Below are 22,915 nucleotides of genomic sequence, written 5' to 3' on the forward strand. Positions count from 1 at the left end.
CCCGACGACATGCCCGGCACCCTGGGCAGCGTGGACGAGGTGAAGAACCGCAAGGCCGGCGATCCAGTCCTGGGGTTCATCAACCGCTACCGCCACAAGGACGGCGGCTACCGGACCCTGGAATGGCGGGCCCAACGGTCCGGCGACCGCATCTACGGCGTGGCGCGGGACGTGACCGACCGGGTCGCGGCCGAACGCGAACTGATCGAGGCCAAGGCCGCCGCCGAAGCGGCCAGCCGCGCCAAGTCCGAGTTCCTGGCCAATATGAGCCACGAGATCCGTACGCCGCTCAACGGCGTGATCGGCATCATCGACGCCTTGTCGCGCACGCCCTTGAGCGCCGAGCAGGCCGAGATGATCGCCCTGGTCCGCGACTCCGGCGTCACGCTGGAGCGGCTGGTGTCGGACTTCCTGGACGTGTCCAAGATCGAGGCCGGCCAACTTCATCTGGAGACCCGGGCGTTCGATCTGGATCAGGCGCTTCGGCCCTGTATCGAGGTCATGCGCTATCGCGCCGAGGACAAGGGGCTGGCCTTCGAGGTCGTTCGCGACGCCGACGCGCGGGGCCGCTTCCTCGGCGACGCCACGCGCATCGGCCAGATCATCGGCAACCTGATCTCCAACGCCGTGAAATTCACGGAGGAGGGCGGGGTCACGCTTCGTGTCGGCCTGGTGGAGACGCGGGACGCGACCCGACTGACCGTGGCGATCGAGGACACCGGGATCGGCTTCGACGCCGAGCACGCCGCCCGCCTGTTCAACCGTTTCAGCCAGGCGGATGAAACGATCAGCCGTCGCTTCGGAGGAACGGGCCTGGGCCTGTCGATCTGCCGCTCGCTGGCGCAGATGATGGGCGGCGAGATCGCGGCCAGCTCACAGCCTGGAGTCGGCAGCCGCTTCGTCGTCTCCCTGCCCCTGCCGCGCGCGGAGACCCTGGCGGCCTATGATGAGCGCGCGCCGCAGGCCGAGCCCGTGCCCTGCCGCGTGGACGATCGTCCCTTGCGGGTCCTGCTGGCCGAGGACCATCCCACCAACCAGCGGGTGGTCCAGCTGATCCTGGCCAGCCAGGGGGCCAAGCTCGTCATCGTCGATGACGGCGCCCAGGCGGTCGCGGCCTTCGAGGCCGACGACTTCGACGTGGTGCTGATGGACATGCAGATGCCCCGCATGGACGGCTTGACCGCGATCCGCGCCATCCGCGCGCTGGAAGCCGGGCGCGGCGCGACCCCGATCCCCATCGTGATGCTCAGCGCCAACGCCATGACCGAGCACAAGGACGAGGCGATGGCCGCCGGCGCGAACGTCCACGTCGCCAAGCCCGTCACCGCCGCCACCCTGCTGGAGGGCATGCAGACGGCCTTGGCGTTGTCCGACCCGGCGCTCTAGCTTGGTGCGTGAAGGGCGCAGGCGACATCCGCGGCGTTCCGGAATATGTCAGCGCCTTCGGAGCTTGGAAGCGCGCAACGTGATCTATCTCTGCCGCCATGGCCAAACCGCGTTCAATCGCGAACACCGCCTGCAGGGGCAGATGGAGTCGGACCTGACCCCGCTGGGGCGCGCCCAGGCCGGGGCCATGGCCGATCTGCTGCATGACCTGGTCGCTCGGGACGCCACGCGGCCCTGGCGCATCGTCGCCAGCCCGCTGCGGCGGGCGCGGGACACCGCGGGGATCATCGGTGCGCGGCTGGGCTTGCCCGTCGAGTTCGACGACCGGCTGATGGAGCTGACCGTCGGCGACTGGGAAGGGCGTCTGCGCTCGGACCTGGAGCGCGAGCGTCCCGAACTTTTCCGCGACCGCACCTGGTTCTTCGCCGCGCCCGGCGGCGAGACCTACGACCAGGTGATGGCGCGGGTGTCCGACTGGCTTTCCGAGCAGGCCGCCGAGTCCGAGCGCGGGCTGATCGTGGTGAGCCACGGGATCGCCGGCCGCTTGCTGCGCGGCGCCTATGCGGGCCTGTCGCCCACGGAGACCCTTGAGCTGGACGTGCCGCAGGACGCGGTCTACCGACTGCACGCGGGTCAGCTGGATCGTTTCGACTGCGAGCCCGTCGAAGATCCCGAACGCGTCAAGGACACAGTATGAACGACCAACCCGAAGTCCTTGTCCGTGTTCAGAAAAACGCCGGCAGGCTGACGCTGAACCGGCCCCAGGCGCTGCACGCCCTGACGCAGAACATGTGCGAGATCATGATCGCCGCCCTGTTGGACTGGCAGGACGATCCCGAGATCTACATGGTGATCATCGACCATAGCGGCGAGCGGGGGTTCTGCGCCGGCGGCGACATCCGCATGCTGGCTCACAGCGGGGCGGGTGACGCCAGGGAAGCGCGGGCCTTCTTCCATACCGAGTACCAGCTGAACCACCTGCTGTTCACCWACGAGACGCCGGTCGTGGCGATCCTGGACGGGGTGGTGATGGGCGGCGGCGTCGGGATCTCGATGCCGGCCCACTACCGGATCGCCACAGAGCGCACGACCTTCGCCATGCCCGAGACCGGCATCGGCCTGTTCCCCGACGTCGGCGGCGGCTGGTATCTGCCGCGCCTGCCGGGCAAGGCGGGGCTGTGGCTGGCCCTGACCGGGGCGCGGATCAAGGGCGCGGACTGCCTGCGCCTGGGCATCGCCACCCACTTCGTCGAGTTCGGGGCCATCGAGGGCTTCAAGAAGGCCATCGTCGCCGACCCGCGCAAGATCGACGACACCCTGAAGAAGTATCGCGCCGACGCCGGCAAGGCGCCGCTGGTCAGTTTCGAGCAGGACCTCAACCGGCTGTTCGTCGGCGACAGCGTCGAGCAGATCTTCGAATATCTGGAGGCCGACAGCAGCGACTGGGGCAAGGCTCAGCTGGCGACGATGAAAACCAAGTCGCCCCAGACCCTGAAGGTCACCTTCCGTCAGCTGGAGGCGGGGGAGGTGATGACCGACTTCGCCGACAACATGGCCATGGAATACCGGATCGGCTCGCGAGTGGTGCGCCGCCACGATTTCATCGAGGGCGTCCGGGCGGTGATCATCGACAAGGACAATGCGCCCCGCTGGGATCCGGCCAAGCTTGAAGGCGTTACGGATGCGATGCTGGACGAGATTTTCGCGCCGCTTCCGGCCGATCAGGAATGGTCGCCGCTGACGTAGCGTGATTGCTGCGCTAGCTTGCAGGCAACAAGAAGACGTCGTCGGAAGGAATACCCATGCGTAAGCCGTTACTCAGCCTCGTCGCCGTGCTCGCCCTGGCGGGCTGCGCCACGACTCCCATGGGCCCGATGGCGCCGCCGCCACCGCCGCCGGCCGACGCGCCCGCCGCGATCCCGGCCAACATCGCCGCGGCCCTGTCCGATCCCAACCGCCCGGCCGCCGACATGGTGCGCGATGAAAATCGCCTGCCGGGCCAGACCCTGTCCTTCGCCGGCGTCAAGCCGGGCGCCAAGGTCGCCGACCTGATCCCCGGCGGCGGCTATTTCACCCGTATCCTGTCCACGGCCGTCGGGCCGCGCGGCCACGTCTACGCCTATGTGCCCGACGAGCTGACCAAGCTGGCCAAGCGCGAGCCGGCCGTGAAGGCCATCGCCGCCGACCCGGCCTATCGGAACGTGTCGGTGGTGCTCAACACCCTGCCCAACTTCGCCACGCCGGAGAAGCTGGACCTGGTGTTCACCGCCCAGAACTACCACGACATGCACGACAAGTTCATGGGTCCAGCCGACCTGTCGGTGGTCAACCGCCAGATCTTCAAGGCCCTGAAGGCGGGCGGCGTCTATCTGGTCGTCGACCATTCGGCCGAGCCGGGTTCGGGCCTTCGCGACACCGAAACCCTGCACCGCATCGACGCCGCGGCGGTCAAGCAGGAGGTGACCGCCGCCGGCTTCATCTTCGAGGGCGAAAGCCGGGTGCTGCGCGACCCGTCCGACACCCGCAAGCTCAGCGTCTTCGACCCGTCGATCCGCGGCAAGACCGACCAGTTCATCTACAAGTTCCGCAAGCCGGCCGGGGCGCGGTAAGGCTTTGCGTCCTTCGAGGCCCGCTGCGCGGGCGCCTCGGGAAGAGGTAAGCTGTTGCTGAATTCCTCATCCTGAGGCGCCAGCGAAGCGAAGCCTCGAAGGACGCAGTGAGTTTGACACAACGATAAGAGCCGCGCCCATGAGGCGCGGTTCGCATTTGCAGGGAGTAGACAGCATGACCCGCATCGCCTTCATCGGCCTGGGCAACATGGGCGGCGGCATGGCCGCCAATCAGGCCAAGGCCCAGCACCAGGTCCGCGCCTTCGACCTGTCGGCGGCGGCGCTGGAGAAGGCCGTGACGGCGGGCTGTCACACGGCGGGCTCGGTGGCCGAGGCGGTCGCGGACGCGGAGGTGGTGATCACCATGCTGCCGGCGGGGCCCCACGTGCGCTCGGTCTATGGCGATCAGGTGCTGGCCCATGCGCCGAAGTCGGCCCTGCTGATCGATTGCTCGACCATCGACGTCGAGAGCGCCCGCGCGGTGGCCGAGCAGGCGCGGGCGGCGGGTTTCCGCTTCGCTGACGCGCCTGTCTCCGGCGGCATCATGGCCGCCGAGGCTGGTACGCTGGCCTTCATGGTCGGTTGCGATGCGGCGGACTTCACGCAGGTCGAGACCGCGCTGGCGCCGATGTCGCGGGTGACGATCCACGCAGGCGACCACGGGGCGGGGCAGGCGGCCAAGATCTGCAACAACATGCTGCTGGGCATCTCGATGCTGGGGACCTGCGAGGCCTTCGCCCTGGCCGAGAAGCTGGGCCTGGCCGCCGATCGATTCTTCGAGGTCGCCAGCAAGTCGTCGGGCCAGTGCTGGTCGGTCTCGACCTACTGCCCGGTCCCCGGCGTCGGCCCCTCGACCCCCGCCGATCGCAACTACGAGGGCGGATTCGCCACGGCGATGATGCTGAAGGACCTGAAGCTGGCCCAGGAGGCCGCGGCGAAGGCCGGCGCCTCCACGCCGATGGGCGCCCAGGCCGAGGCGCTGTACGCCCTGTTCGACGGCAACGGCTTCGGCGGCAAGGACTTTTCGGCGGTTCTGCAGCTGTTGCGCGGACAGATGGCGAAGTTGAATTGACTCAGCTGTAACGAGAGTGGTCTTTGGAGCTGTTCACTGACGCAGTCGGTGCGTCCAATCGCGTAATTCAATGGGCTAGGTAAACGCACCTATGTGGACACCAAGCCGGCGCGGTGCGAAAAGCCGAGCCTTGAGTAGGGACCGATAGGACTCGTCGAAGTCCGTCGGATGATGACCATGGACTACAAAGCCGCGTTCCGCAGCGCCGTCGACCAGATCCGTGACGAAGGCCGCTATCGGGTGTTCGCCGATGTGAAGCGCCATCGCGGCGCGTTCCCGCGCGCCACCTGGACCCGTCCGGACGGCGGCGAGAGCGAGATCGTGGTCTGGTGCTCGAACGACTATCTCGGCCAAGGCCAGAATCCCGTGGTGCTGGACGCCATGCACGCGGCGATCGACAACCACGGTTCGGGCTCGGGCGGCACGCGCAACATCTCGGGCACCAACCATCATCACGTCGAGCTGGAGGCCGAGCTGGCCGACCTGCACGGCAAGGAAGCGGCGCTGCTGTTCACCTCGGGCTACGTCTCCAACGAAGCCAGCCTGTCGGCGCTGCAGAAGATCCTGCCGGGCCTGATCATCTTCTCCGACGCCCAGAACCACGCCTCGATGATCGCCGGCATCCGCAACGGCGGCTGCGAGCGGCACATCTTCCGCCACAACGACCTGGCGCATCTTGAGGAACTGCTGATCGCCGCCCCGGCCGACGCGCCCAAGCTGGTGGCCTTCGAGAGCGTCTATTCGATGGACGGCGACATCGCCGACATGGCCGGCACCGTGGCCCTGGCCAAGAAATATGGCGCCATGACCTATCTGGACGAAGTCCACGCGGTCGGCATGTACGGTCCGCGCGGCGGCGGCGTCGCCGAGCGCGACGGCCTGATGGATCAGATCGACATCATCGAAGGCACCCTGGGCAAGGCGTTCGGGGTCATGGGCGGCTACATCACCGGCGACGCCGTGGTGGTCGACGCCATCCGCCTGGTCGCCTCGGGCTTCATCTTCACCACCTCGCTGCCGCCGGCCCTGACCGCCGGGGCTCTGGCCAGCGTGAAGTACCTCAAGCAGCACCCGGAGGTCCGCGAGGCCCACCAGGAGCGCGCCAAGACCCTGAAGGCGATGTTCAAGGCCGCGGGCCTGCCGGTGATGGAGAACGACAGCCACATCGTGCCCGTGCTCGTCGGCGACCCCCACCACACCAAGCTGATCAGCGACATGCTGCTGGCCGATCACGGCGTCTATGTGCAGCCGATCAACTATCCGACCGTGCCGCGCGGCACCGAGCGCCTGCGCTTCACGCCCACGCCGTTCCACACGGACGACATGATGCGCAAGCTGGTCGGGGCGATGGAAACGCTGTGGGCTCACTGCAACGTGGCCCGCATGGGCGGCCACGCCGCGTAAGATCTCAAAACCCAAGAGGACGTCCGCTTCCTCGAAACAGACCTACCGCCCCCGCATCTTCCCCTTGCCCAGGCCGATCGACTTGGCGAAGTCGGACCGTCGCTCGGCATAGGCCGGCGCCACCATGGGGTAGTCCCCCGGCAGCGACCACTTGCGGCGGTATTCCTCGGGACTCATGTCGTAGTGGGTGCGCAGGTAGCGCTTGAGCATCTTCAGACGCTTGCCGTCTTCCAGGCAGACGATGTAGTCGCGCTGCACAGACCGCGACACCGGCACCGCGGGCTTGCCGCGCTCGGTAGGCTGTTCGACCGGAGCCGTCCCGAGCGCCGAGAGCGCGCCGTGAACCGAACGGATCAGGTCGGGGACCGCCGCGCGCGCCACGGTGTTCTGGGCCACGTAGGCGGCTACGATACCGGCGCTGAGGCCCAGGATGTCGACATCGTCGTCATGGGTGTTCGCCTCGCCGTACGCCGTCGCCATACTCGTTCCGCCTTGTCTGCCGTCCTGCTTGGGTTGTCAAAACACCCAGCGCGCCAGTCACCCTGGCGCCGCTTCCTTCGCAACGCTTCGGCTTGGGACGAGGTTCCCGGATTGATCGTGGCGCGAAGGGGGGTAAAGAGAGCGCGAACGACTCCACCCCGTCGATATTCTTCCAGTCTCCCAGCCCCAGGAGAGCGTCCATGACCGCACCGGCCAACAACATCACCGCCGACCCGGACACCACGAAGGGGGGCGCCTTCTTCGGAGCTGACCTGGCCGCGGCCGACCGCGACATCTTCGATCGCATCGGTCTGGAGCTGAACCGCCAGCAGAACCAGATCGAGCTGATCGCGTCCGAGAACATCGTCTCGCGCGCCGTGCTGGAGGCCCAGGGTTCGATCCTGACCAACAAGTACGCCGAGGGCTATCCGGGCAAGCGCTACTACGGCGGCTGCGAATATGTCGACGAAATCGAGACAATCGCCATCGAGCGCGCCAAGGCGCTGTTCGGCGCCGGCTTCGCCAATGTCCAGCCGCACTCGGGCTCGCAGGCCAACCAGTCGGTGTTCATGGCGCTGCTGCAGCCAGGCGACACCTTCCTGGGCATGGACCTGGCCGCCGGCGGTCACCTGACCCATGGCTCGCCCGCCAACCAGTCGGGCAAGTGGTTCAAGCCGGTGTCCTACACCGTGCGCCAGCAGGACCAGCTGATCGACTACGACGCCGTCGAAGAGGTCGCCAAGGCCGCCAAGCCCAAGCTGATCATCGCCGGGGGCAGCGCCTACAGCCGCCAGATCGACTTCGCCCGCTTCCGCCAGATCGCCGACGCCGTCGGGGCCTATCTGATGGTCGACATGGCCCACTTCGCGGGCCTGGTGGCCGGCGGCGTGTTCCCCAGCCCGATCCCGCACGCCCATGTGGTCACCACCACCACCCACAAGACCCTGCGCGGTCCGCGCGGCGGCATGGTGCTGACCAATGACGAAGCCATCATCAAGAAGGTCAATTCGGCGGTGTTCCCCGGCCTGCAGGGCGGCCCGCTGGAGCACGTGATCGCCGCCAAGGCCGTGGCCTTCGGCGAAGCGCTGCAGCCGGCCTTCAAGGCCTACGCCCAACAGGTGATCGACAACGCCCGGGCCCTGTCCGAGGCGCTGCAGACCCAGGGCGTCAACATCGTCTCGGGCGGCACCGACAGCCACCTGATGCTGGTCGACCTGCGGCCCAAGGGCGTGACCGGCCGTGACGCCGAGCACAGCCTCGAGCGCGCCCACATGACCTGCAACAAGAACGGCGTGCCGTTCGACACCGCGCCGTTCACCGTCACCTCGGGCATCCGCCTGGGCACGCCGGCCGGCACCACCCGCGGCTTCGGCACGGCCGAGTTCACCCGCGTGGGCCAACTGATCGGCGAGGTCGTCAACGGTCTTGCCGCCAACGGTCCGGACGGCAACGCCGAGGTCGAGGCCAAGGTGCGCGAGGAAGTCCTGGCCTTGACGGCTCGGTTCCCGATCTACAACTAATAGGCCAATCGCGGTCGGGAGGGCCTAGATCATGCGCTGCCCGTTCTGCGGCCACATGGAAAGCCAGGTGAAGGACAGCCGTCCGTCGGAAGACGGGGCGGCCATCCGGCGTCGGCGGCTATGCCCGGAGTGCGGCGGCCGCTTCACCACCTTCGAGCGGGTGCAACTGCGCGAACTGACCATCGTCAAGCGCTCGGGCCGGCGCTCGCCGTTCGACCGCGAGAAGCTGGTCCGCTCGATCTCGATCGCCACGCGCAAGCGTCCGGTCGATCCCGAGCGGGTCGAGCGGATGGTCAACGGCATCGTTCGTCAGCTGGAAAGCCAGGGCGAGACCGAACTGCCGTCGTCGGCGGTGGGCGAAATGGTCATGAAGGCGTTGAAGTCGCTCGATGACGTCGCCTATGTCCGATACGCCTCGGTCTATCGCGACTTCCGCGAAACCAGCGATTTCGCGAAGTTTCTCGGGCAGGAAGGCCTGAGCGACGTCGCCGAGGACGAGGTATAGGCGCATTCTGCGATTCGGCCCGGAGACGGTAACGTCGCGGGGGCTACGATTCGATTTGGCGACGGCGCCGTTTGGTGCGAAGTGACCGGTCCCGTCGAGGAGAATTCTAAGGACTATGGTGGAAGACAAGATTCGCCTGCTGATCGTGGAAGCCCGACGCTATTCGGGGCTTTCCGACGCGTTGCTGCAGGGTGCGGCGCAGGCGATCGACGCCCAGGGCGCCGAATACGACGTGATCACCGTGTCCGAGGCGATGCAGATCCCCACCGCGGTGGCCCTGGCCGAGGAGGCTGGCAATCGGCCGGTCGGCGTGCGCTATGACGGGTTCGTGGCGCTGGGCGTCATCATCCGGGGCGAGACCTACCATTCCGAGATCATGGCCAACGAAACCGCGCGCGGGCTCAATGACCTGTCGTTCGGCCGGCGCCTGGCCATCGGCTACGGCGTCGTGACCGTCGAGGAAGAAGACCAGGCCTGGAGCCGCGCTCGGGCGTCCGAGGGCGACCGGGGCGGCAAGGCCGCGCAGGAATGTCTGGAGATCGTGGCCTTGAAGCGTCAACTGCTGGGACAAGCGCGATGAGCCGGGGCGATCGCATCCAGCCGCGCTCGGTGGCCCGCCTCGCCGCCGTCCAGGCCCTGTACCAGATGGAAGTCTCCGGCGTCGGCGTCGACGCGGTGGTCCGCGAATTCTCCGAGCACCGCTTCGACCGCGATGTCGACGGTCCCGACGGCGACCGTCTGGCCCAGGCCGACGAGACCTTCTTCGCTGAACTGGCCAAGGGCGTCGTCGCCCACCAGGCCGGCATCGACCAAGCCATCGTCAAGCGCCTGGCCTCGGGCTGGAAGCTGGAGCGCCTGGACGCCACGGCGCGCGCGGTCCTGCGGTCAGGAGCCTATGAGCTCATGCACAGGCCCGACGTGCCCAAAGAGGTCGTGATCGACGAATATGTCGAGATCGCCAAATCCTTCTTCGAGGGACCGGAATCCGGTTTCATCAACGGCGCCCTGGACGCCATCGCGCGTGACGCCCGAGGTTGACGACGACTGGTTCGAAGAACCGACGGCGGAAGCGCCGGCGGTCGATGACGCATGGTTCGACGAGGCCGCGACGCCCGCCGCCGCCGCGCCTGTCGACGAATTCGGACTGATCGAGCGCCTGCTGCGGCCGCTGACCCGCGGCGACGAAGCGGCGCTGAACCTGCTGGACGACGCGGCCGTGCTGCCCTCGCGCCCCGGCTACGACCTGGTGATCACCAAGGACGYCATGGTGGCCGGCGTGCACTTCCTGGCCGGTGAAGACCTGGACGTGGTGGCCAAGCGGCTGCTGCGCACCAATCTCTCCGACCTCGCGGCCAAGGGCGCGGCGCCTTACGGCTACTTCCTGGCGGTGGGCTGGCCCTCGGGCACCACCCTGACCGACCGCGAAACCTTCGCCCGCGGCCTGGGCGAGGACGGCGAGCTTTACGAYGTCAGCCTGCTGGGCGGCGATACGGTCACCACCTCGGGTCCGATGGTGGTCTCGGCCACGTTCCTGGGCTGGGTGCCCAGCGGCGACGCGGTCCTGCGCAAGGGCGCCCGGGTCGGCGACCGGCTGATGGTCTCCGGCACGATCGGCGATGGCTGGCTGGGCCTGCTGGCTCACTGGGGCGAGGTCGAGGATCCGGACGGCGGCTTGGTTCGCCGCTATCGCCTGCCGCCGCCGCGCCTGGCCATCCGCGACGCCCTGCGCGCCTATGCCCGCGCCGCCGCCGACGTTTCCGACGGCCTGCTGGCCGACGCCGCCCACGTCGCCAAGGCCAGCGGCCTGCGCGTCAAGGTCGACCTTGACCGCTTGCCGCTGTCGCCCGGCGCCCGCAACTGGCTGGGCTCGCAGCCCGAAGCCGGCGAGGCGCGGATGTCGCTGGCCTCTGGCGGCGACGACTACGAGATCGTCTGCGCCGTCGACCCCACCGACGTGGCCGCCTTTCAGGCCGCCGCCATGGCCGCCGGCGTTCCCGTGCGCGACATCGGCGAGTTCGTGGAAGGCGAGGGGATCTGCGCCCTGTTCAAGGGCAAGGACATCACGCCCGAGCGGTTGGGCTGGCTGCACGGGTAGGCTTCGGCCGTCGGACGCCCCCTCCGTCACGATGCGTATCCGCATCGCGCCACCGCCCCCGTTTCACGGGTGAGGAGGAACCAGGCCGAYCTTCTCCTCACCCGCATCGCGGGGGAGGTGGCGCGATGCGGATACGCATCGTGACGGAGGGGGCGTCTCGCTGGCCCTATTCTCCCAGCTTGTATGGCCCGCTCTTTTCCAGCGCCGTCTTCCAGGCCGGCCGCGCGTGCATCCGCCCCAGCCAGGCCTCCAGGTTCGGATAGTCGGCCAGCTTGCCGTGCGCCTTGGCGACCTCGGCCACGAAGCTCATCTGGATGTCGGCGCCGGTCAGGCTGTCGCCGACGAAGAACTGCCGGCCCTCCAGCGCGCCGTCCACATAGGCCAGGTGGTTGGCCATCTCGCTGTCGATGCGCGGGTGCAGCGGCGCGCCGCCCGCGCCCAGGCGGCCGACATACATCCGTAGCAGCATGGGCAGCATGGCCGAGCCCTCGGCGTAGTGCAGCCACTGCTGGTAGGCGTCGTAGTCGGCGCTTGCAGGGTCGGGGGCCAGCCGGCCGCCGGCGTGGCGGCGGATGACATAGTCGGTGATCGCCCCGCTCTCGATGATCGTCGCGGCGCCGTCGGTCAGCACCGGCGACTTGCCCAGCGGGTGGACGTGCAACAGGGCCGGCGGGGCCAGGCGCGTCTGGGCGTCGCGCTCGTAGAAGCGGACCTCGTAGGGCAGGCCCAGCTCCTCCAGCAGCCAGAGGATCCGCTGCGAGCGCGACTCGTTGAGGTGGTGGACGATCAGCATCTTGTTTCTCTCCCGGCCCTTGTGAACGCCCCGGGGACCTTTTGATCCCTCGGGCCTTTTGAGTTCGAGCCATTTATGTTGCACTGCGGCATTGCTCGCAGGTGCGAAAGGCTCCAGAGTAAAAGAAAACAACTGTTTGGCGCACGGGAGCAAGCCATGACCACAGCGGTCGTCCAGGAAACCAACGAGACCCTGATCCTGCCCGGTCTGACCGTGCTGCTGCGGGAGGCCGCCAGCGCGGCCCAGCTGTTCGTGGCCGAGGCCAAGCCGGCCGTGAAGGCGGGGATCACTGGCGCGGGCGGCAAGATCGACCGCAAGCTGGCCGACGACCACCAGCACCAGGTGCACGGCTACGGCTGGTACGCCGCCTATGCCGAGCTGATGAACCAGGTCGCCGGCTGGGCCGAGCGGCTGGAGGCCGAGGGCCGGTTCGGCGAGATCGAGGCCCTGCTGGCCCAGCTGCTGTTCTCGGAATACTGCGCCCAGCTGGTCGGCGGCGTGCCGATGAACCAGGGCGAGATCGTCCGCCCCGCCCACCTGGTCACCGACCGCGCGGTGCTGAACCGGCTCTATTCCAACGGCCTGATGAAGCTGATGGTCGAGGGCGGCACGCAAGCGGTGAAGACCCGCGTCGCCCAGCGCCTGGCCGAGGCCCGGGGCCGCCCCACGCTCGAGCACACGGGCCTGGACGAAACCTTCGAGATGATCCGCGACCAGTTCCACGCCTTCGCCGAGGAGAAGGTCACCCCCTTCGCCCACGAATGGCACCTGAAGGACCAGCTGATCCCGATCGAACTGGTCGAGGAGCTGGGCGCCCTGGGCGTGTTCGGCCTGACCATCCCCGAGGAATACGGCGGCAGCGGCATGGGCAAGACGGCCATGTGCGTGGTCTCCGAAGAGCTGTCGCGGGCCTGGATCGGCGTCGGCTCTCTGGCCACCCGCTCGGAGATCGCCGGCGAGCTGATCCTGACCGGCGGCACCGAAGCGCAGAAGCAATATTGGCTGCCGAAGATCTCGGACGCCTCGATCCTGCCGACGGCCGTCTTCACCGAGCCCAACACCGGCTCGGACCTGGGGTCACTTCGCACCCGCGCGACCCTGACCGGCGACCAGTACGTGGTGACCGGGAACAAGACCTGGATCACCCACGCCGCCCGCGCCGACGTCATGACCCTGCTGGTCCGCACCGAGCCCGACACCACCGACTATCGCGGCCTGTCCATGCTGCTGGCGCCCAAGCCGCGCGGCGTGGAGGGGAACGACTTCCCCGCCGACGGCATGAGCGGCGGCGAGATCGGGGTGATCGGCTATCGCGGCATGAAGGAATACGAACTCGGCTTCGACGGCTTCGCCGTGCCGGCCGAGAACCTGCTGGGCGGCGTGCCCGGCCAGGGCTTCAAGCAGCTGATGGCCACCTTCGAAAGCGCCCGCATCCAGACCGCCGCCCGCGCCGTCGGCGTCGCGCAAGCCGCGCTGGAGACCGGCCTCGGCTACGCCCTGGACCGCAAGCAGTTCGGCCAGGCGATCTTCGAATTCCCGCGCGTCCACAACAAGCTGGCCATGATGGCCGCCGAGATCATGGGCGTGCGCCAGCTGACCTATTTCGCCGCCCGCCAGAAGGACGAGGGCAAGCGCTGCGACCTGGAGGCCGGCATGGCCAAGCTGATCGCCGCCCGCGTCGCCTGGGCCGCCGCCGACAACGCCCTGCAGATCCACGGCGGCAACGGCTTCGCCATGGAATACGTCGCCAGCCGCCTGCTGGCCGACGCGCGGATCCTCAACATCTTCGAGGGCGCCGGCGAGATCCAGGCCCAGGTCATCGCCCGGCGGCTGCTGGAAGAGGGGAACTAGGACAAGGCCCGTCCTACAGGGCGTTGTAGATCGCGCGAGCGATCTCCGGGCTCATCAGGTAGTGGCGGATCGAGTGCTTGTCGTCCTCGTCATTGACGATGTCGGTTTCGTCGATCACGCCGTCGAAGCCGATGGCCGCCTTGGTGATCGCCCGGCCCAGCGTGACGAAGTCCTCCTTGTGCCGGCCGTTCAGCCACTTGCCGAGCGGGGGATTGGGCAGGGTTCCGCGCGGCGGGAGCAGCGGCCTGAACATCCCCACCGCCAGGGGCGACCCCAGGGTCACGTACAGGGGAACATTGCGGCCGCCTTGGGCGATGTGGCCCAGGATGCGGTAGCTGACCACCGTGCCGAGCGAATGGGCCACCACGACGGCCGGGTCATCCTTGTTGTCGCAGATCTGCGACTTGACCAGCGCGTCGATCTTGTCCCGGAGGCCCTCGTTTTCGATGTAGAGCGACGCCTGCCGCAGGAACAGCCGCGCCATGTACTTGCCCTTGGTGGGCAGGATCCGTTCCAGCAGTCCGCCCAAGGCCACGACCCAACCCTCATGCGGGACGCCCTGCTCGACGGCCTCGATCGGGACGCCGGTCGCCGCCGCGACGCGTGCGAGTTCCTCCTGGGTGACGCCCGCCGCCTCGGCGTATTCCCGCAGGAAGGCCACGGCGGCGGCGCGCCCCGCCTCGGTTTCGCCGCCCATGGCCACCGCCTCGCCCAGATGACCCTTCGACGCCGCGGCGAGCAGGTCCGCGTAATAGGCGACATCGATCGAGGGCTTGGATTTCGGCGTGAGGCCCAGGGCCTTCCAGCCGTCCTCCAGCGCCCGCCACCAATACGCCTCGATCTCTTGGGGCGTGTTGTCCTGGTTGTTGATGCCGTGGACGAAGACGAGGCGCATGGCGTGCTCCTAGGACGGACTTCCGTGAAACTCGGAAAAGGCTTGGCGCAGAGCCTGGCCGGCGTCGTGTCCGTCGATCGTGGCGATGGTCGAGTTGGACAGGTGGGACCTCAGCTCGACGCAGCGCCGATGGACGGCGTGATCGCTGCGGCCCAGCAACTGCCAGCCGGCGGGCAGGAGGGGCGTCAGGCCCGCGACCCTGACGCAGGTCGCCTCGGTCGCTCGCCAGATGAAGTCAGGCGCGCCGGGCGCCCGGGTCGGCGTTTCAAGCAGCGCGGGGACTTCGATATAGAAGCTGTGGCGACGCCTCCGAAGCGGAAGCCTGCTCAGCAGAGCGATGTCGAACGGCACGGCCTGATGATGGGCTTGGTAGAAGAAGGCCATCCGCCTGATGCTGTCGACATCGCCGATCTGCGCGTAGAGGTAGGCGGCGACGACGCCCAGCATCGGGTCAGCATGCTTTCCATCGCGCAGCGCGTGGGCGAGACGGCCGATGTCGTCGCCCGTCAGTATGCCGTTGTTCAGGCCTTTGAGGGCCTCGACGGACTCGCGATAGCGGTAGCCTTCGGGGTAGTAGACGGAGCCCCAGCACATCAGGTCCGCCCCGCGCACGACCCTGGCGGGATCGGCCGCGTCGATCGCGGTGCGGAAGGCCATGGCGCACCAGAGTCTCGGATAGCGCACCACGGGGGTGAAAAAGTCGCCGCACTGGATGACGGTTGGATCGGTTCGGGGAGTGTCCAGTCGATGCATGGTTCGGACGTCGCTCAGGACGGCGAGCACCGGGCCCTTGTCGATCTGCGGTTCCGGCAGGTCGGCGCTCCGGTCGATGAAAAGGAGGCCATCGCGATCGCGCTGAGGCATGCTGAAGACGACTTGGGCGGCGGCCTCGACCAGCGGGCCGCGCCACTCCGATCGCGACAGTTCTCGCCGCTCGGCGCGGAAGGTCTCGCGCTTCGATCCCAGCGGGGGGCCAGGCGGCCGCCCAGCTCCGGTCCCCGTGATCCCGAAGTTGCGTGGCTTCAGTGACTTGCCGAAGGTGGGATCGTCGCTCCCCCCGCCCCCAAGCCCGAAGGTCTCCTTCGTAGCGGGTGGAGCGGCGTGAGCGAACTCGACATAGGTGTTGTCGAACGGCCTGAAGCCTGGATTGCAGGCCGGCCGCTGCTTCTTGCCGGACGCGAGCGCGGCGGCGGGCACCTGAGCTTCGAGGTAGTAGGCCAGGCTCTGGCTCGAAATCGCCCTCCTGCCTGTCTGCAGATAGAGCTGATCCAACGAGAGCGGGTCTGGGTCGGAGGCCGACAGGGCCTGTGAAAGGGTGCGTGAAAACACGCAGTAGGCGGGCTCGCCGTTCTTCGCCGGCACGGCGAAAGACGGGGCGCCCTCGCGCGTCGAGTAGAAGGCGTCCTTATGCGCGGCCGCAGCGTCGCCCACATAGTTGTCGATCACATTGTCGGCGGTGGCGTTCTGGACCCAGGGCGTGCTGCAGGCGTCGCTGAACACGGCGATCTGCCTGGGCCCGTAGGTGTCCAGCGCATCGGTGAAGCCCAACACGCTGATGCGGCGGGTGTTCGGCCCGGCGGAGAGCACCCAGTGCTGGTCGCCCGGCGCGTACAGCCCGTGGCCGCAGAAATAGACGACGATCCTTGGCCTATCGAGCAGCACCTCCGCCGGCAGGGCCTCGCTGATCCGCCGCACCGTGACGGCGCGCTCCGCCTCCGGCAGCGTCGGATCATCGGTGATGACGACGCGGTCGTAGCCGCTCGATCCGGCCCATCGCACCATGTCGTCGACGCTAGGCAGCACGCCGTCCAGCGTGTCCAGGCCGTAGGCCCTGTGCACGCCGATGGCGATGAAGAGCGGCTTCTGCATTCTCCCCTCCGAAGCTCCACCATTGCGAGAATATATGAATTTCGCAACTGTAAAGTCTTGGTCAGGATCAAGTGGACGCGGGGCTCGGACCGCCTTCCCAAAGGAGATCTCCCAGGGGACAGATCACGCTCTGCCGCCCGGGCATGCTGCATTGCACACAGCAAAAAGGCCCGCGAACCAGGTTCGCGGGCCTTTTTCGATCCAGCCGCCGGAAGCGGCCGTTGGGTGTCTTAGGTCGCGGCGCGTTGCGCCTTGAGGGCCGAGATAGTCAGAACGATCAGGCTGAGCATTTTCTTCATCCAAGATAGGCGGGACATCAAATCGTCCCCATGGGCTCAATATAAGTGACAACGTTGTCATTCACAAGGCGCTTTGCTGCGGTGCAGCGTCGCAGGCGGCCTCCGCCGGGGGACATGCACAAACGCATGTCCCCCGGAAGGCTGTCATGGCGCCGCTTTACTTCGCGGGGTTCGGGGCCACATCTGGACCAAGCCTCATCCCGGACGACGCGCCCATGGTTGATCTTCGCCTCCGCATCCTGACCTTGGCCGCCGTCGGCGCGCTGAGCGCCGGGGCCGCGCAAGCCCAGCCCGTTACGGCCAAGCCCCTGTCCCTGGCTCAGCCGGCCAGGCCCCTGAACCTGACCGCGCCCGGCCTGCCGGTGCTCTACTCGCGCGCGCCGACGCCGCTGCCGCCCGGCGTGGCGCGGACCTCGGTCRAGGGCAAGGCCGGCGACGCCATGCTGGGCGCGGGCCTGCTGTGCGGCCTCAAGCCCAACGCCGACGACAGCGGCGCGGGCCGGGCCCGAGGATACGACCCCGACGGCAAGTTCGTCGGCGCCAAGCTGGCGTTCAGCTTCTAGGCGCCGCCTACAGCCGCACCCCGCCCAGYCAGGTCTGCCAGACCACCACGAAGCCGCCGTGCAGGATCACCGCCGGCCACAGCGAGCCCGTCCGCCAGCGCATCAGGGCGCAGCCCAGGCCCAGGATCGCGGTGCAGGCCAGGAAGTCCGGGCGCAGGAACATCGCGCCCTGGGGCAGGAAGGTCAGGGCCTCCAACGGATGCCAGGCGACGTAGAGGGCGGTCGAGATCGCGATCGCCGGCCAGGGCCGGGCGGCCTCGTCCCGTCCGGGCACCAGCAGGCCGCGAAACGGGATCTCCTCGCCCAGGGCCGGCACGAACAGCACGACCAGCAACCGCAGCGGCAGTCCGGGCGCGGTCGGGGTCAGGGCGTAGAGGCCGGTCGAAAAGCCGATGGCGGCCATCAGCCCGCCGGTGATCGCCGCGACCCCGCCGCACAGCGCCCAGCCGCGCGCGTCGGGCAGGGTGGTCAGGGATCGGCGCAGGCGGCGGAGGAGGGGCGGGATCATCCCGCGTACTCTAGCTCACCGCCCCCGCGCGTCGGCCAGGGGGATGTTATAGACCGGGGCCATTTCGACATCGATGTAGCGCTCGACGCGCACCGCGCCGCCGTCGTGGAAGTCGATGTCGGCCACGCAAACGAACGAGCCATACATGCCCACGGTCAGGGCGAATTGCTCATTGGCGCTGGAGACCACGTACTTCTCGCCGTACCGGCTGTCGCCCCACTTGTCGCCGAGGAAGTAGGTAACGCTCTTGACGTCGTTCAGCCGGCCGAAATTGCGGTGCGGGTGCAGGAAGATCGACACGTCGAAGACGCGGAAACCGTCGATGAACTCCTCCGGAGCCTTGGGCCGGATGGTGTGGACCAGCATCAGGTTGCGAGCCTTGCCATAGGCGGCGTGCCGGTGATCGACATCGGCCTTGGTCGCTTCCAGGATCTCGAAATCGGTGTCGCGGCCGACGATGACCTCGCCCTGCGGGGTGATCACCACGCCCTTCAGCTCGATCCCGCCGATCTTCAGTTCCGACGAGCTTTCCAGCTTGCGAATGGCCACGCCGATGATCTCGGTCAGGCGGCCGCGGAACAGGACCAGCACGCCCAGCACYAGGACCGGCCAGAACAGGTCGGCGCAGGCCGAGATCAGCTCCGACAGCTGCGAGATCAGGGGCTTGGCCGCGGGGGCCGCGGTGTCCATCGGGCGATCCTCGAAAGCCGACCGGTCTTCACGCGCACTGGGGCAAGCATCGGCGCCTGGAGGCGATCAGGCAAGCATCGCGGATCTAGCGGCGCGACGCCGTCGACAGCGTGGCGGCTTCGCGAGCGGTCAGCCGGTGGACGTCGCTGATCTCGCAGCGCTGCGAGCCCGTCGGCGTCCAGGCGATGGTCTCGGCCGCGTCGCCGGGGCAGACCAGGTCGCTCCCGTTGGCGCGCACGGTCAGCTTCTGGGCCGCGTCCAGGCCTGCGCAGTCGCCGGCCACCTTCAGCCGATAGATCGCGCCCTGCGGCGCCTGGACGTAGAGGGTGTTGGGGCCCGAGCGATTGACGCCGCTGATGAACTGGCCGTTGAAGCACTGCTTGGCGTTGTCGCGCGGCAGGGTGTTGGAATAGGCGCGCAGCTGGGCGGCGTGGTCGAAGACCTGGCCGTTGTCCGCCAGGGCGGGAACGGTCGACAGGGCCGTCGCGGCGACGGCCAGGAAGAGCATGGGCTTCACGGTCGGTTCTCCCGGTTGTTCCGCGAAACGCTAGATCGGAAACCCTTGTTACACAAGGCTCGCGACCGGCTCGCGGTGAACCCGCGCGCCTGGGGTTTACTTATATCAGTATTTGGTTATATAATACACAAGTTATATAGTGGAATGCTGCCGTGACCCCCTTTGACCAGTCCTTCGCCGCCCTGGCCGACCCCACCCGCCGCGCCATCATCGCGCGGCTGGCGCAGGGCGAGGCGACGGTGCAGGACCTCGCCCGCCCGTTTTCCATCAGCCAGCCCGCGATCAGCCGCCACCTGAAGGTGCTGGAAGAGGCGGGACTGATCGAAACCCGCATCGAAGGCACGGCTCGCCCCCGCCGCTTGAAAGCCGACGCGGTCGAAGCGCTCTGGGACTGGCTTGGCCAGTACCGGGCGCTTTGGGAGACGCAGTTCCAGAAGCTGGATGCGGTTCTCGACGGCCTGTCGGACGAACCCGACCAAACCCCTGCCGGCAACCTGAAAGGAGCCCATCATGACCCTGACTCTGGACCTGACTAAGCTGCAGCTCGTGCTGGACGGCGAAACCGACATCCTCTTCCGTCGCGATTTCGCCCATCCGCCCGCCCGTGTCTGGCGTGGGCTGACCGAGCCCGCCCTGATCCAGCAATGGCTGGGCGCGATGAAGCGCTGCGAGATGGACGCGCGTCCGGGCGGGGCCTTTCACTATGAATGGGAAGAGTTCTCTTTCTGGGGGCCGGTCGTGGCCGCCGACGCCCCGCATCACATGACCCATGTCGAGCATTTCAGCGGTGATGCGTCGTACCGTGTCGAGGTGACGATCGACCTGGTCGCGCGCGGGGCCGGGACCCGCATGACCCAGGTGATGCGCTATGCCGACGCCGAGGCGCGGGCCGCCGCGATCGCCGACGGCTTCACCGATGGCTTCGACGAGGTCTACGGCAAGCTCGAGGCGGCGCTGACGGCGGATTGACGGGCGTTAGGGGGCTCGCTGCCCTCGAGGGTGTATCAACATTCAGGCGCGCTCAATCATGCTCACCAAATTTGCCGTCATTCCCGCCCTTGTGGCGGGAACCCCTTTATCCGACGCAGGTGTGGGTGTGTGGCGCGCTGGCGCGCCAAGGCCTCTCACCGTCAGCTGAACGGGGTTCCGGCCACAAGGGCGGGAATGACGGATAAAGGAATGTTTCGCAGGCTGATGGACGGCCCGAAACCCTGAACGTCGTCAGCCCTAGGCCGCGGCCTCAGCGTCGTCGTCGCTCAGCAGGGCCGAGAGCACCACGGCCAGGCGTTCGGGCTTGATGGGCTTTTCGACGACGTCCTGCATGCCGGCGGCGATGTAGGTGGCCACATCGTTGGGATCGGCGTTGGCGGTCAGGGCGACGATCGGCGCGGCGCCGGCCCGGCCGGGCAGGGCGCGGATGGCGCGGGTGGCGGTCACCCCGTCCATGCGCGGCATCTTGATGTCCATCAGGATCAGGTCGAAGCGGCCCGACTTTGCGGCCTCGACGGCCTCGACGCCGTCGGCCACCTGTTCGGACGTGCAGTCGAACATCTCGCACAGGGCCTCGGCGACCATGCGGTTGGTGGCGTTGTCGTCGACGATCAGGATGTGGGCAGAGCGGGCGTCCATCACGGGCTCGTCGGAGTCGTCGGCCACGAGGATGGCCGCGGGGACGCTCAGCGAGAACTGCACGGTCAGGCCGGCGCCCATATTGGCCTCGGCCCGCAACGGGCCGCCCATGGCGCGGGTCAGGCCGTGGGCCAGGGCCATGCCGACGCCCAGGGCCAGTTCGTTGCTGTCTTCGATGCAGCCCGCGCCGAGCGGCGAGAACACCCGCGCCAGGCGGGCCTCGGCCGAGCCGGCGGTGTTGTCGCGCACCCGGCCTTCCAGCATCAGGCCGCCCTCGACGTCGTGAACCTTGAGGCTGGCCTCGATCACGCCGCGGCCGCTGGCCAGGGCGCTCTCGATCAGGGCGTCGAACACCTGAAGCACGCGGTCGGCGTCGATCAGGGCGGCGGCGTCGGGCGCGCCGTCATACGAGAAGAGCAGGGTGCTGCCGCCCTCGGCGGCGCGCGGGGCCCAGCGGGCCTCGACGGCGTCGCTGAGATCGCGCAGCAGGAACGGCGTCGGCGTCAGGGCCAGGCCGCCGGTCGCGGCGCGGCGCAGGTCCATCGCGCGGCCCAGCACCTGGCTCATGTCGCGGCTGGTGTCGCCGATGGCGCGGACATAGGCGCTGGCGTCGGGCGTCAGCCGCGACTGCTCCAGTCGTTCGGTGAAGGACAGGACGCCTTCCAGATGGTGGCCGATGTCGTGGGCCATGCGCTCGACCAGGGCCATGGCGTCGTCGGCCTCGCGCTGGCGGCGACGGTGCGAGGTGAGCAGCGAGTTCAGGCCGCCGACGCCCAGATAGTCGCCGGCCTCGTCGATCGCGACATAGGCGCTGCGGAAGATCGGGGTGGTGCTTTGGGCCAGGTAGTCGACGAAGACGGCGGACGACACGCTGGCCTCGACCGTGCGCGGCTCGTCGTCCATGACCTCGCGGACGGGGCGTTGCGCCAGGTCGGGCGCGACGGCCATCTGACCCAGGAACACGTCGCGATAGACCAGGCCCAGCGGCTTGCCGTCCACGACCACGGCGATGGCGGCGGCGTCGGCATAGACGTGGAACATCGCGGCGACCTCCGCGCAGGGGGTCGCGGGGTCGATCGGAGCTCGGCGGTCGATTAGGCGGGCGAGCGTGTCCATGCAGCCGTTCGGCGAGGCGTCGTTGGGAGCTCACCTTCGCCGGTTGGCGTTGCGGAGTCGTAAATGGCCGGCTCGGCGGCAAATTACCCCGCGACGGGCGATGTTGAAAAACCGTCACGGAAGCGGAATAGACGCGTCACCTGAAAACAAGCGACGCCGCAGACGCGAGTCCTAGCGGCGCCTTCGGTCTCAGGGGATCTACGATGCTGTACAAGTCCGTCAGCCTGCTGGCGCTCGCCGCCTGTCTTGCGTTCGCCACGCAGGTGAAGGCGGCCGAAGCGCCGTCCGTGGCCGCGGCCGAAGCGCCGGCTGGATCCCCGGAGAGCAGCGAAGTCGATGCGCTCGTCGTCGTCGGCAGCGGCCAGACCCGCTCGGTCGTGACCCTGCTGCCGTCGAACCTCGAGACCCTGCCGCCGGGGACCAGCGTGCAGAAGGCGCTGAACTTCCTGCCGGGCGTGATGGCCCAGTCGATCGACGCGCTGGGCCTCAACGAGCAGTCGCTGTCGCTGCAGGTGCGCGGCTTCAACACCACCCACCTGGGCTACACGCTGGACGGCATGCCGCTCGGCGACGGCGCCTACAACAACTACAACGGCCTGACCATCAGCCGCGCGCTGATCTCCGAGAACCTGGGCCGCGCCGATCTGGCGACCGGCATCGCCGGCCTCGGCATCGCCTCGACCAGCAACCTCGGCGGCGCGCTGCTCTACACCTCCAGCGATCCGCACCAGGCGATGGGGGTTTCGGCCAGCCAGAGCTTCGGCAGCGAAGACGCCGCGCGCACCTTCGTGCGCATCGACTCCGGCGAGCACGGCGGCCTGTCGGCCTATCTCTCCGGCCAGTACAGCCAACAGGACCTGTTCGTGAACCAGGCCGCCTGGAACAAGTCCACCGGCAAGCAGATCAACGGCAAGCTGGTCTACCGGTTCGGCGACGTCGGCAAGATCACCGCCTTCGCGGACATTTCGCGCACCAACCAGGCCGACGACGCCTACCTGTCCAAGGACATGGTCACGCGGCTCGGCTGGGACTGGGGCGGCTACGCGCCGAACTGGCCGTCCTATCTGGGCGTCGCCTATTGCGGGGTGACCGCGCCGACCGCGCCGACCAAGTG

The 22,915-nt window shown here is 68.2% G+C and carries 24 protein-coding genes; 16 read left to right on the forward strand and 8 right to left on the reverse strand.

What is annotated here, in order from left to right:
• From AC1DZ6_RS01890 to hemA, 6 genes are all read left to right on the forward strand, one after another.
• The coding region (locus AC1DZ6_RS01890) for an ATP-binding protein (RefSeq protein ID WP_477095493.1) at window positions 1-1,386 on the forward strand (1,386 nt) is incomplete at its 5' end.
• A gap of 79 nt (window positions 1,387-1,465) precedes the next feature.
• Window positions 1,466-2,083, forward strand: a complete 618-nt coding sequence (locus AC1DZ6_RS01895; protein WP_477095494.1) for a histidine phosphatase family protein — start codon at window positions 1,466-1,468, stop codon at window positions 2,081-2,083.
• The gene (locus AC1DZ6_RS01900; protein WP_477095495.1) at window positions 2,080-3,132 is read left to right on the forward strand and encodes an enoyl-CoA hydratase/isomerase family protein; all 1,053 of its coding nucleotides are present in this window, start codon (window positions 2,080-2,082) and stop codon (window positions 3,130-3,132) included. Before AC1DZ6_RS01895 ends, AC1DZ6_RS01900 begins: the two co-directional genes overlap by 4 nt.
• 56 nt (window positions 3,133-3,188) lie before the next feature.
• A complete protein-coding gene (locus AC1DZ6_RS01905; RefSeq protein ID WP_477095496.1) occupies window positions 3,189-3,995 on the forward strand; it encodes a class I SAM-dependent methyltransferase in 807 nt (268 codons plus the stop codon).
• A gap of 175 nt (window positions 3,996-4,170) precedes the next feature.
• Window positions 4,171-5,067, forward strand: coding sequence for a 3-hydroxyisobutyrate dehydrogenase (gene mmsB, locus AC1DZ6_RS01910; protein ID WP_477095497.1), 897 nt, complete (start codon window positions 4,171-4,173; stop codon window positions 5,065-5,067).
• Between the two features lie 177 nt (window positions 5,068-5,244).
• Window positions 5,245-6,471: a 5-aminolevulinate synthase gene (hemA, locus tag AC1DZ6_RS01915; protein WP_477095498.1), complete on the forward strand. Its 1,227-nt coding sequence runs from the start codon at window positions 5,245-5,247 to the stop codon at window positions 6,469-6,471.
• Window positions 6,472-6,513: 42 nt separating this feature from the next.
• On the opposite strand, the gene AC1DZ6_RS01920 is transcribed toward hemA, so the two are convergent.
• Complete coding sequence (locus tag AC1DZ6_RS01920; protein WP_477095499.1) at window positions 6,514-6,951, reverse strand: Ros/MucR family transcriptional regulator; 438 nt, start codon at window positions 6,949-6,951, stop codon at window positions 6,514-6,516.
• 200 nt (window positions 6,952-7,151) lie between these two features.
• On the opposite strand from AC1DZ6_RS01920, the gene glyA reads away from it, so the two are divergent.
• From glyA to thiL, 5 genes are all read left to right on the forward strand, one after another.
• Window positions 7,152-8,471 carry a serine hydroxymethyltransferase gene (glyA, locus tag AC1DZ6_RS01925; protein WP_477095500.1) on the forward strand — a complete coding sequence of 440 codons (1,320 nt, stop codon included), beginning with the start codon at window positions 7,152-7,154 and terminating at the stop codon, window positions 8,469-8,471.
• A 31-nt stretch (window positions 8,472-8,502) separates the two neighbouring features.
• Complete coding sequence (gene nrdR, locus AC1DZ6_RS01930; protein ID WP_477095501.1) at window positions 8,503-8,976, forward strand: transcriptional regulator NrdR; 474 nt, start codon at window positions 8,503-8,505, stop codon at window positions 8,974-8,976.
• 115 nt (window positions 8,977-9,091) lie between these two features.
• Window positions 9,092-9,556: a 6,7-dimethyl-8-ribityllumazine synthase gene (locus tag AC1DZ6_RS01935; RefSeq protein WP_477095502.1), complete on the forward strand. Its 465-nt coding sequence runs from the start codon at window positions 9,092-9,094 to the stop codon at window positions 9,554-9,556.
• Complete coding sequence (nusB, locus tag AC1DZ6_RS01940) at window positions 9,553-10,014, forward strand: transcription antitermination factor NusB (RefSeq protein ID WP_477095503.1); 462 nt, start codon at window positions 9,553-9,555, stop codon at window positions 10,012-10,014. The genes AC1DZ6_RS01935 and nusB overlap by 4 nt, the downstream gene beginning before the upstream one ends.
• Complete coding sequence (gene thiL / locus AC1DZ6_RS01945) at window positions 9,923-11,071, forward strand: thiamine-phosphate kinase (RefSeq protein ID WP_477095504.1); 1,149 nt, start codon at window positions 9,923-9,925, stop codon at window positions 11,069-11,071. The genes nusB and thiL overlap by 92 nt, the downstream gene beginning before the upstream one ends.
• A 166-nt stretch (window positions 11,072-11,237) precedes the next feature.
• Here thiL and AC1DZ6_RS01950 read toward each other — a convergent pair whose 3' ends face one another.
• Window positions 11,238-11,864 carry a glutathione S-transferase family protein gene (locus tag AC1DZ6_RS01950; RefSeq protein ID WP_477095505.1) on the reverse strand — a complete coding sequence of 209 codons (627 nt, stop codon included), beginning with the start codon at window positions 11,862-11,864 and terminating at the stop codon, window positions 11,238-11,240.
• 156 nt (window positions 11,865-12,020) lie between these two features.
• Here AC1DZ6_RS01950 and AC1DZ6_RS01955 point away from each other — a divergent pair, with 156 nt between their 5' ends.
• On the forward strand, window positions 12,021-13,715 hold the full coding sequence (locus AC1DZ6_RS01955; RefSeq protein WP_477095506.1) for an acyl-CoA dehydrogenase family protein: 1,695 nt from the start codon (window positions 12,021-12,023) through the stop codon (window positions 13,713-13,715).
• A gap of 13 nt (window positions 13,716-13,728) precedes the next feature.
• On the opposite strand, the gene AC1DZ6_RS01960 is transcribed toward AC1DZ6_RS01955, so the two are convergent.
• Window positions 13,729-14,610, reverse strand: coding sequence for a helix-turn-helix domain-containing protein (locus AC1DZ6_RS01960; protein ID WP_477095507.1), 882 nt, complete (start codon window positions 14,608-14,610; stop codon window positions 13,729-13,731).
• A gap of 9 nt (window positions 14,611-14,619) precedes the next feature.
• Entirely contained in the window at window positions 14,620-16,479 is a 1,860-nt protein-coding gene (locus AC1DZ6_RS01965; RefSeq protein WP_477095508.1) for a hypothetical protein, read from the reverse strand.
• A 514-nt stretch (window positions 16,480-16,993) separates the two neighbouring features.
• Between AC1DZ6_RS01965 and AC1DZ6_RS01970 the strand changes: the two genes are divergently transcribed.
• On the forward strand, window positions 16,994-17,341 hold the full coding sequence (locus AC1DZ6_RS01970; RefSeq protein ID WP_477095509.1) for a hypothetical protein: 348 nt from the start codon (window positions 16,994-16,996) through the stop codon (window positions 17,339-17,341).
• Window positions 17,342-17,348: 7 nt separating this feature from the next.
• On the opposite strand, the gene AC1DZ6_RS01975 is transcribed toward AC1DZ6_RS01970, so the two are convergent.
• The 3 genes from AC1DZ6_RS01975 to AC1DZ6_RS01985 form a co-directional block, all read right to left on the reverse strand.
• Complete coding sequence (locus tag AC1DZ6_RS01975) at window positions 17,349-17,849, reverse strand: CPBP family glutamic-type intramembrane protease (protein ID WP_477095510.1); 501 nt, start codon at window positions 17,847-17,849, stop codon at window positions 17,349-17,351.
• Between the two features lie 15 nt (window positions 17,850-17,864).
• A complete protein-coding gene (locus AC1DZ6_RS01980; RefSeq protein ID WP_477095511.1) occupies window positions 17,865-18,539 on the reverse strand; it encodes a pYEATS domain-containing protein in 675 nt (224 codons plus the stop codon).
• 85 nt (window positions 18,540-18,624) lie between these two features.
• A complete protein-coding gene (locus AC1DZ6_RS01985) occupies window positions 18,625-19,047 on the reverse strand; it encodes a DUF6491 family protein (RefSeq protein ID WP_477095516.1) in 423 nt (140 codons plus the stop codon).
• A gap of 161 nt (window positions 19,048-19,208) precedes the next feature.
• Between AC1DZ6_RS01985 and AC1DZ6_RS01990 the strand changes: the two genes are divergently transcribed.
• Complete coding sequence (locus tag AC1DZ6_RS01990) at window positions 19,209-19,592, forward strand: ArsR/SmtB family transcription factor (protein WP_477095512.1); 384 nt, start codon at window positions 19,209-19,211, stop codon at window positions 19,590-19,592.
• Entirely contained in the window at window positions 19,567-20,025 is a 459-nt protein-coding gene (locus tag AC1DZ6_RS01995) for an SRPBCC family protein (protein ID WP_477095513.1), read from the forward strand. Before AC1DZ6_RS01990 ends, AC1DZ6_RS01995 begins: the two co-directional genes overlap by 26 nt.
• A gap of 258 nt (window positions 20,026-20,283) precedes the next feature.
• Here AC1DZ6_RS01995 and AC1DZ6_RS02000 read toward each other — a convergent pair whose 3' ends face one another.
• A complete protein-coding gene (locus AC1DZ6_RS02000) occupies window positions 20,284-21,801 on the reverse strand; it encodes a response regulator (RefSeq protein ID WP_477095514.1) in 1,518 nt (505 codons plus the stop codon).
• A gap of 203 nt (window positions 21,802-22,004) precedes the next feature.
• Here AC1DZ6_RS02000 and AC1DZ6_RS02005 point away from each other — a divergent pair.
• Window positions 22,005-22,915: TonB-dependent receptor plug domain-containing protein (locus AC1DZ6_RS02005; RefSeq protein WP_477095515.1), on the forward strand; the 911-nt coding region annotated here is incomplete at its 3' end.

Source organism: Caulobacter sp. P1_B12_2 (genome assembly GCF_056406675.1).

Bases quoted from the DNA above. Each gene is read 5' to 3' on its own strand.
- AC1DZ6_RS01935 (WP_477095502.1), top strand. From the start codon at position 9,092: ATGGTGGAAGACAAGATTCGCCTGCTGATCGTGGAAGCCCGACGCTAT.
- AC1DZ6_RS01985 (WP_477095516.1), bottom strand. From the start codon at position 19,047: ATGCTCTTCCTGGCCGTCGCCGCGACGGCCCTGTCGACCGTTCCCGCC.
- nusB (WP_477095503.1), top strand. From the start codon at position 9,553: ATGAGCCGGGGCGATCGCATCCAGCCGCGCTCGGTGGCCCGCCTCGCC.
- AC1DZ6_RS01960 (WP_477095507.1), bottom strand. From the start codon at position 14,610: ATGCGCCTCGTCTTCGTCCACGGCATCAACAACCAGGACAACACGCCC.
- AC1DZ6_RS01905 (WP_477095496.1), top strand. From the start codon at position 3,189: ATGCGTAAGCCGTTACTCAGCCTCGTCGCCGTGCTCGCCCTGGCGGGC.
- AC1DZ6_RS02000 (WP_477095514.1), bottom strand. From the start codon at position 21,801: ATGGACACGCTCGCCCGCCTAATCGACCGCCGAGCTCCGATCGACCCC.
- AC1DZ6_RS01995 (WP_477095513.1), top strand. From the start codon at position 19,567: ATGACCCTGACTCTGGACCTGACTAAGCTGCAGCTCGTGCTGGACGGC.
- AC1DZ6_RS01955 (WP_477095506.1), top strand. From the start codon at position 12,021: ATGACCACAGCGGTCGTCCAGGAAACCAACGAGACCCTGATCCTGCCC.
- hemA (WP_477095498.1), top strand. From the start codon at position 5,245: ATGGACTACAAAGCCGCGTTCCGCAGCGCCGTCGACCAGATCCGTGAC.
- mmsB (WP_477095497.1), top strand. From the start codon at position 4,171: ATGACCCGCATCGCCTTCATCGGCCTGGGCAACATGGGCGGCGGCATG.
- AC1DZ6_RS01950 (WP_477095505.1), bottom strand. From the start codon at position 11,864: ATGCTGATCGTCCACCACCTCAACGAGTCGCGCTCGCAGCGGATCCTC.
- nrdR (WP_477095501.1), top strand. From the start codon at position 8,503: ATGCGCTGCCCGTTCTGCGGCCACATGGAAAGCCAGGTGAAGGACAGC.
- glyA (WP_477095500.1), top strand. From the start codon at position 7,152: ATGACCGCACCGGCCAACAACATCACCGCCGACCCGGACACCACGAAG.
- AC1DZ6_RS01920 (WP_477095499.1), bottom strand. From the start codon at position 6,951: ATGGCGACGGCGTACGGCGAGGCGAACACCCATGACGACGATGTCGAC.
- AC1DZ6_RS01965 (WP_477095508.1), bottom strand. From the start codon at position 16,479: ATGCAGAAGCCGCTCTTCATCGCCATCGGCGTGCACAGGGCCTACGGC.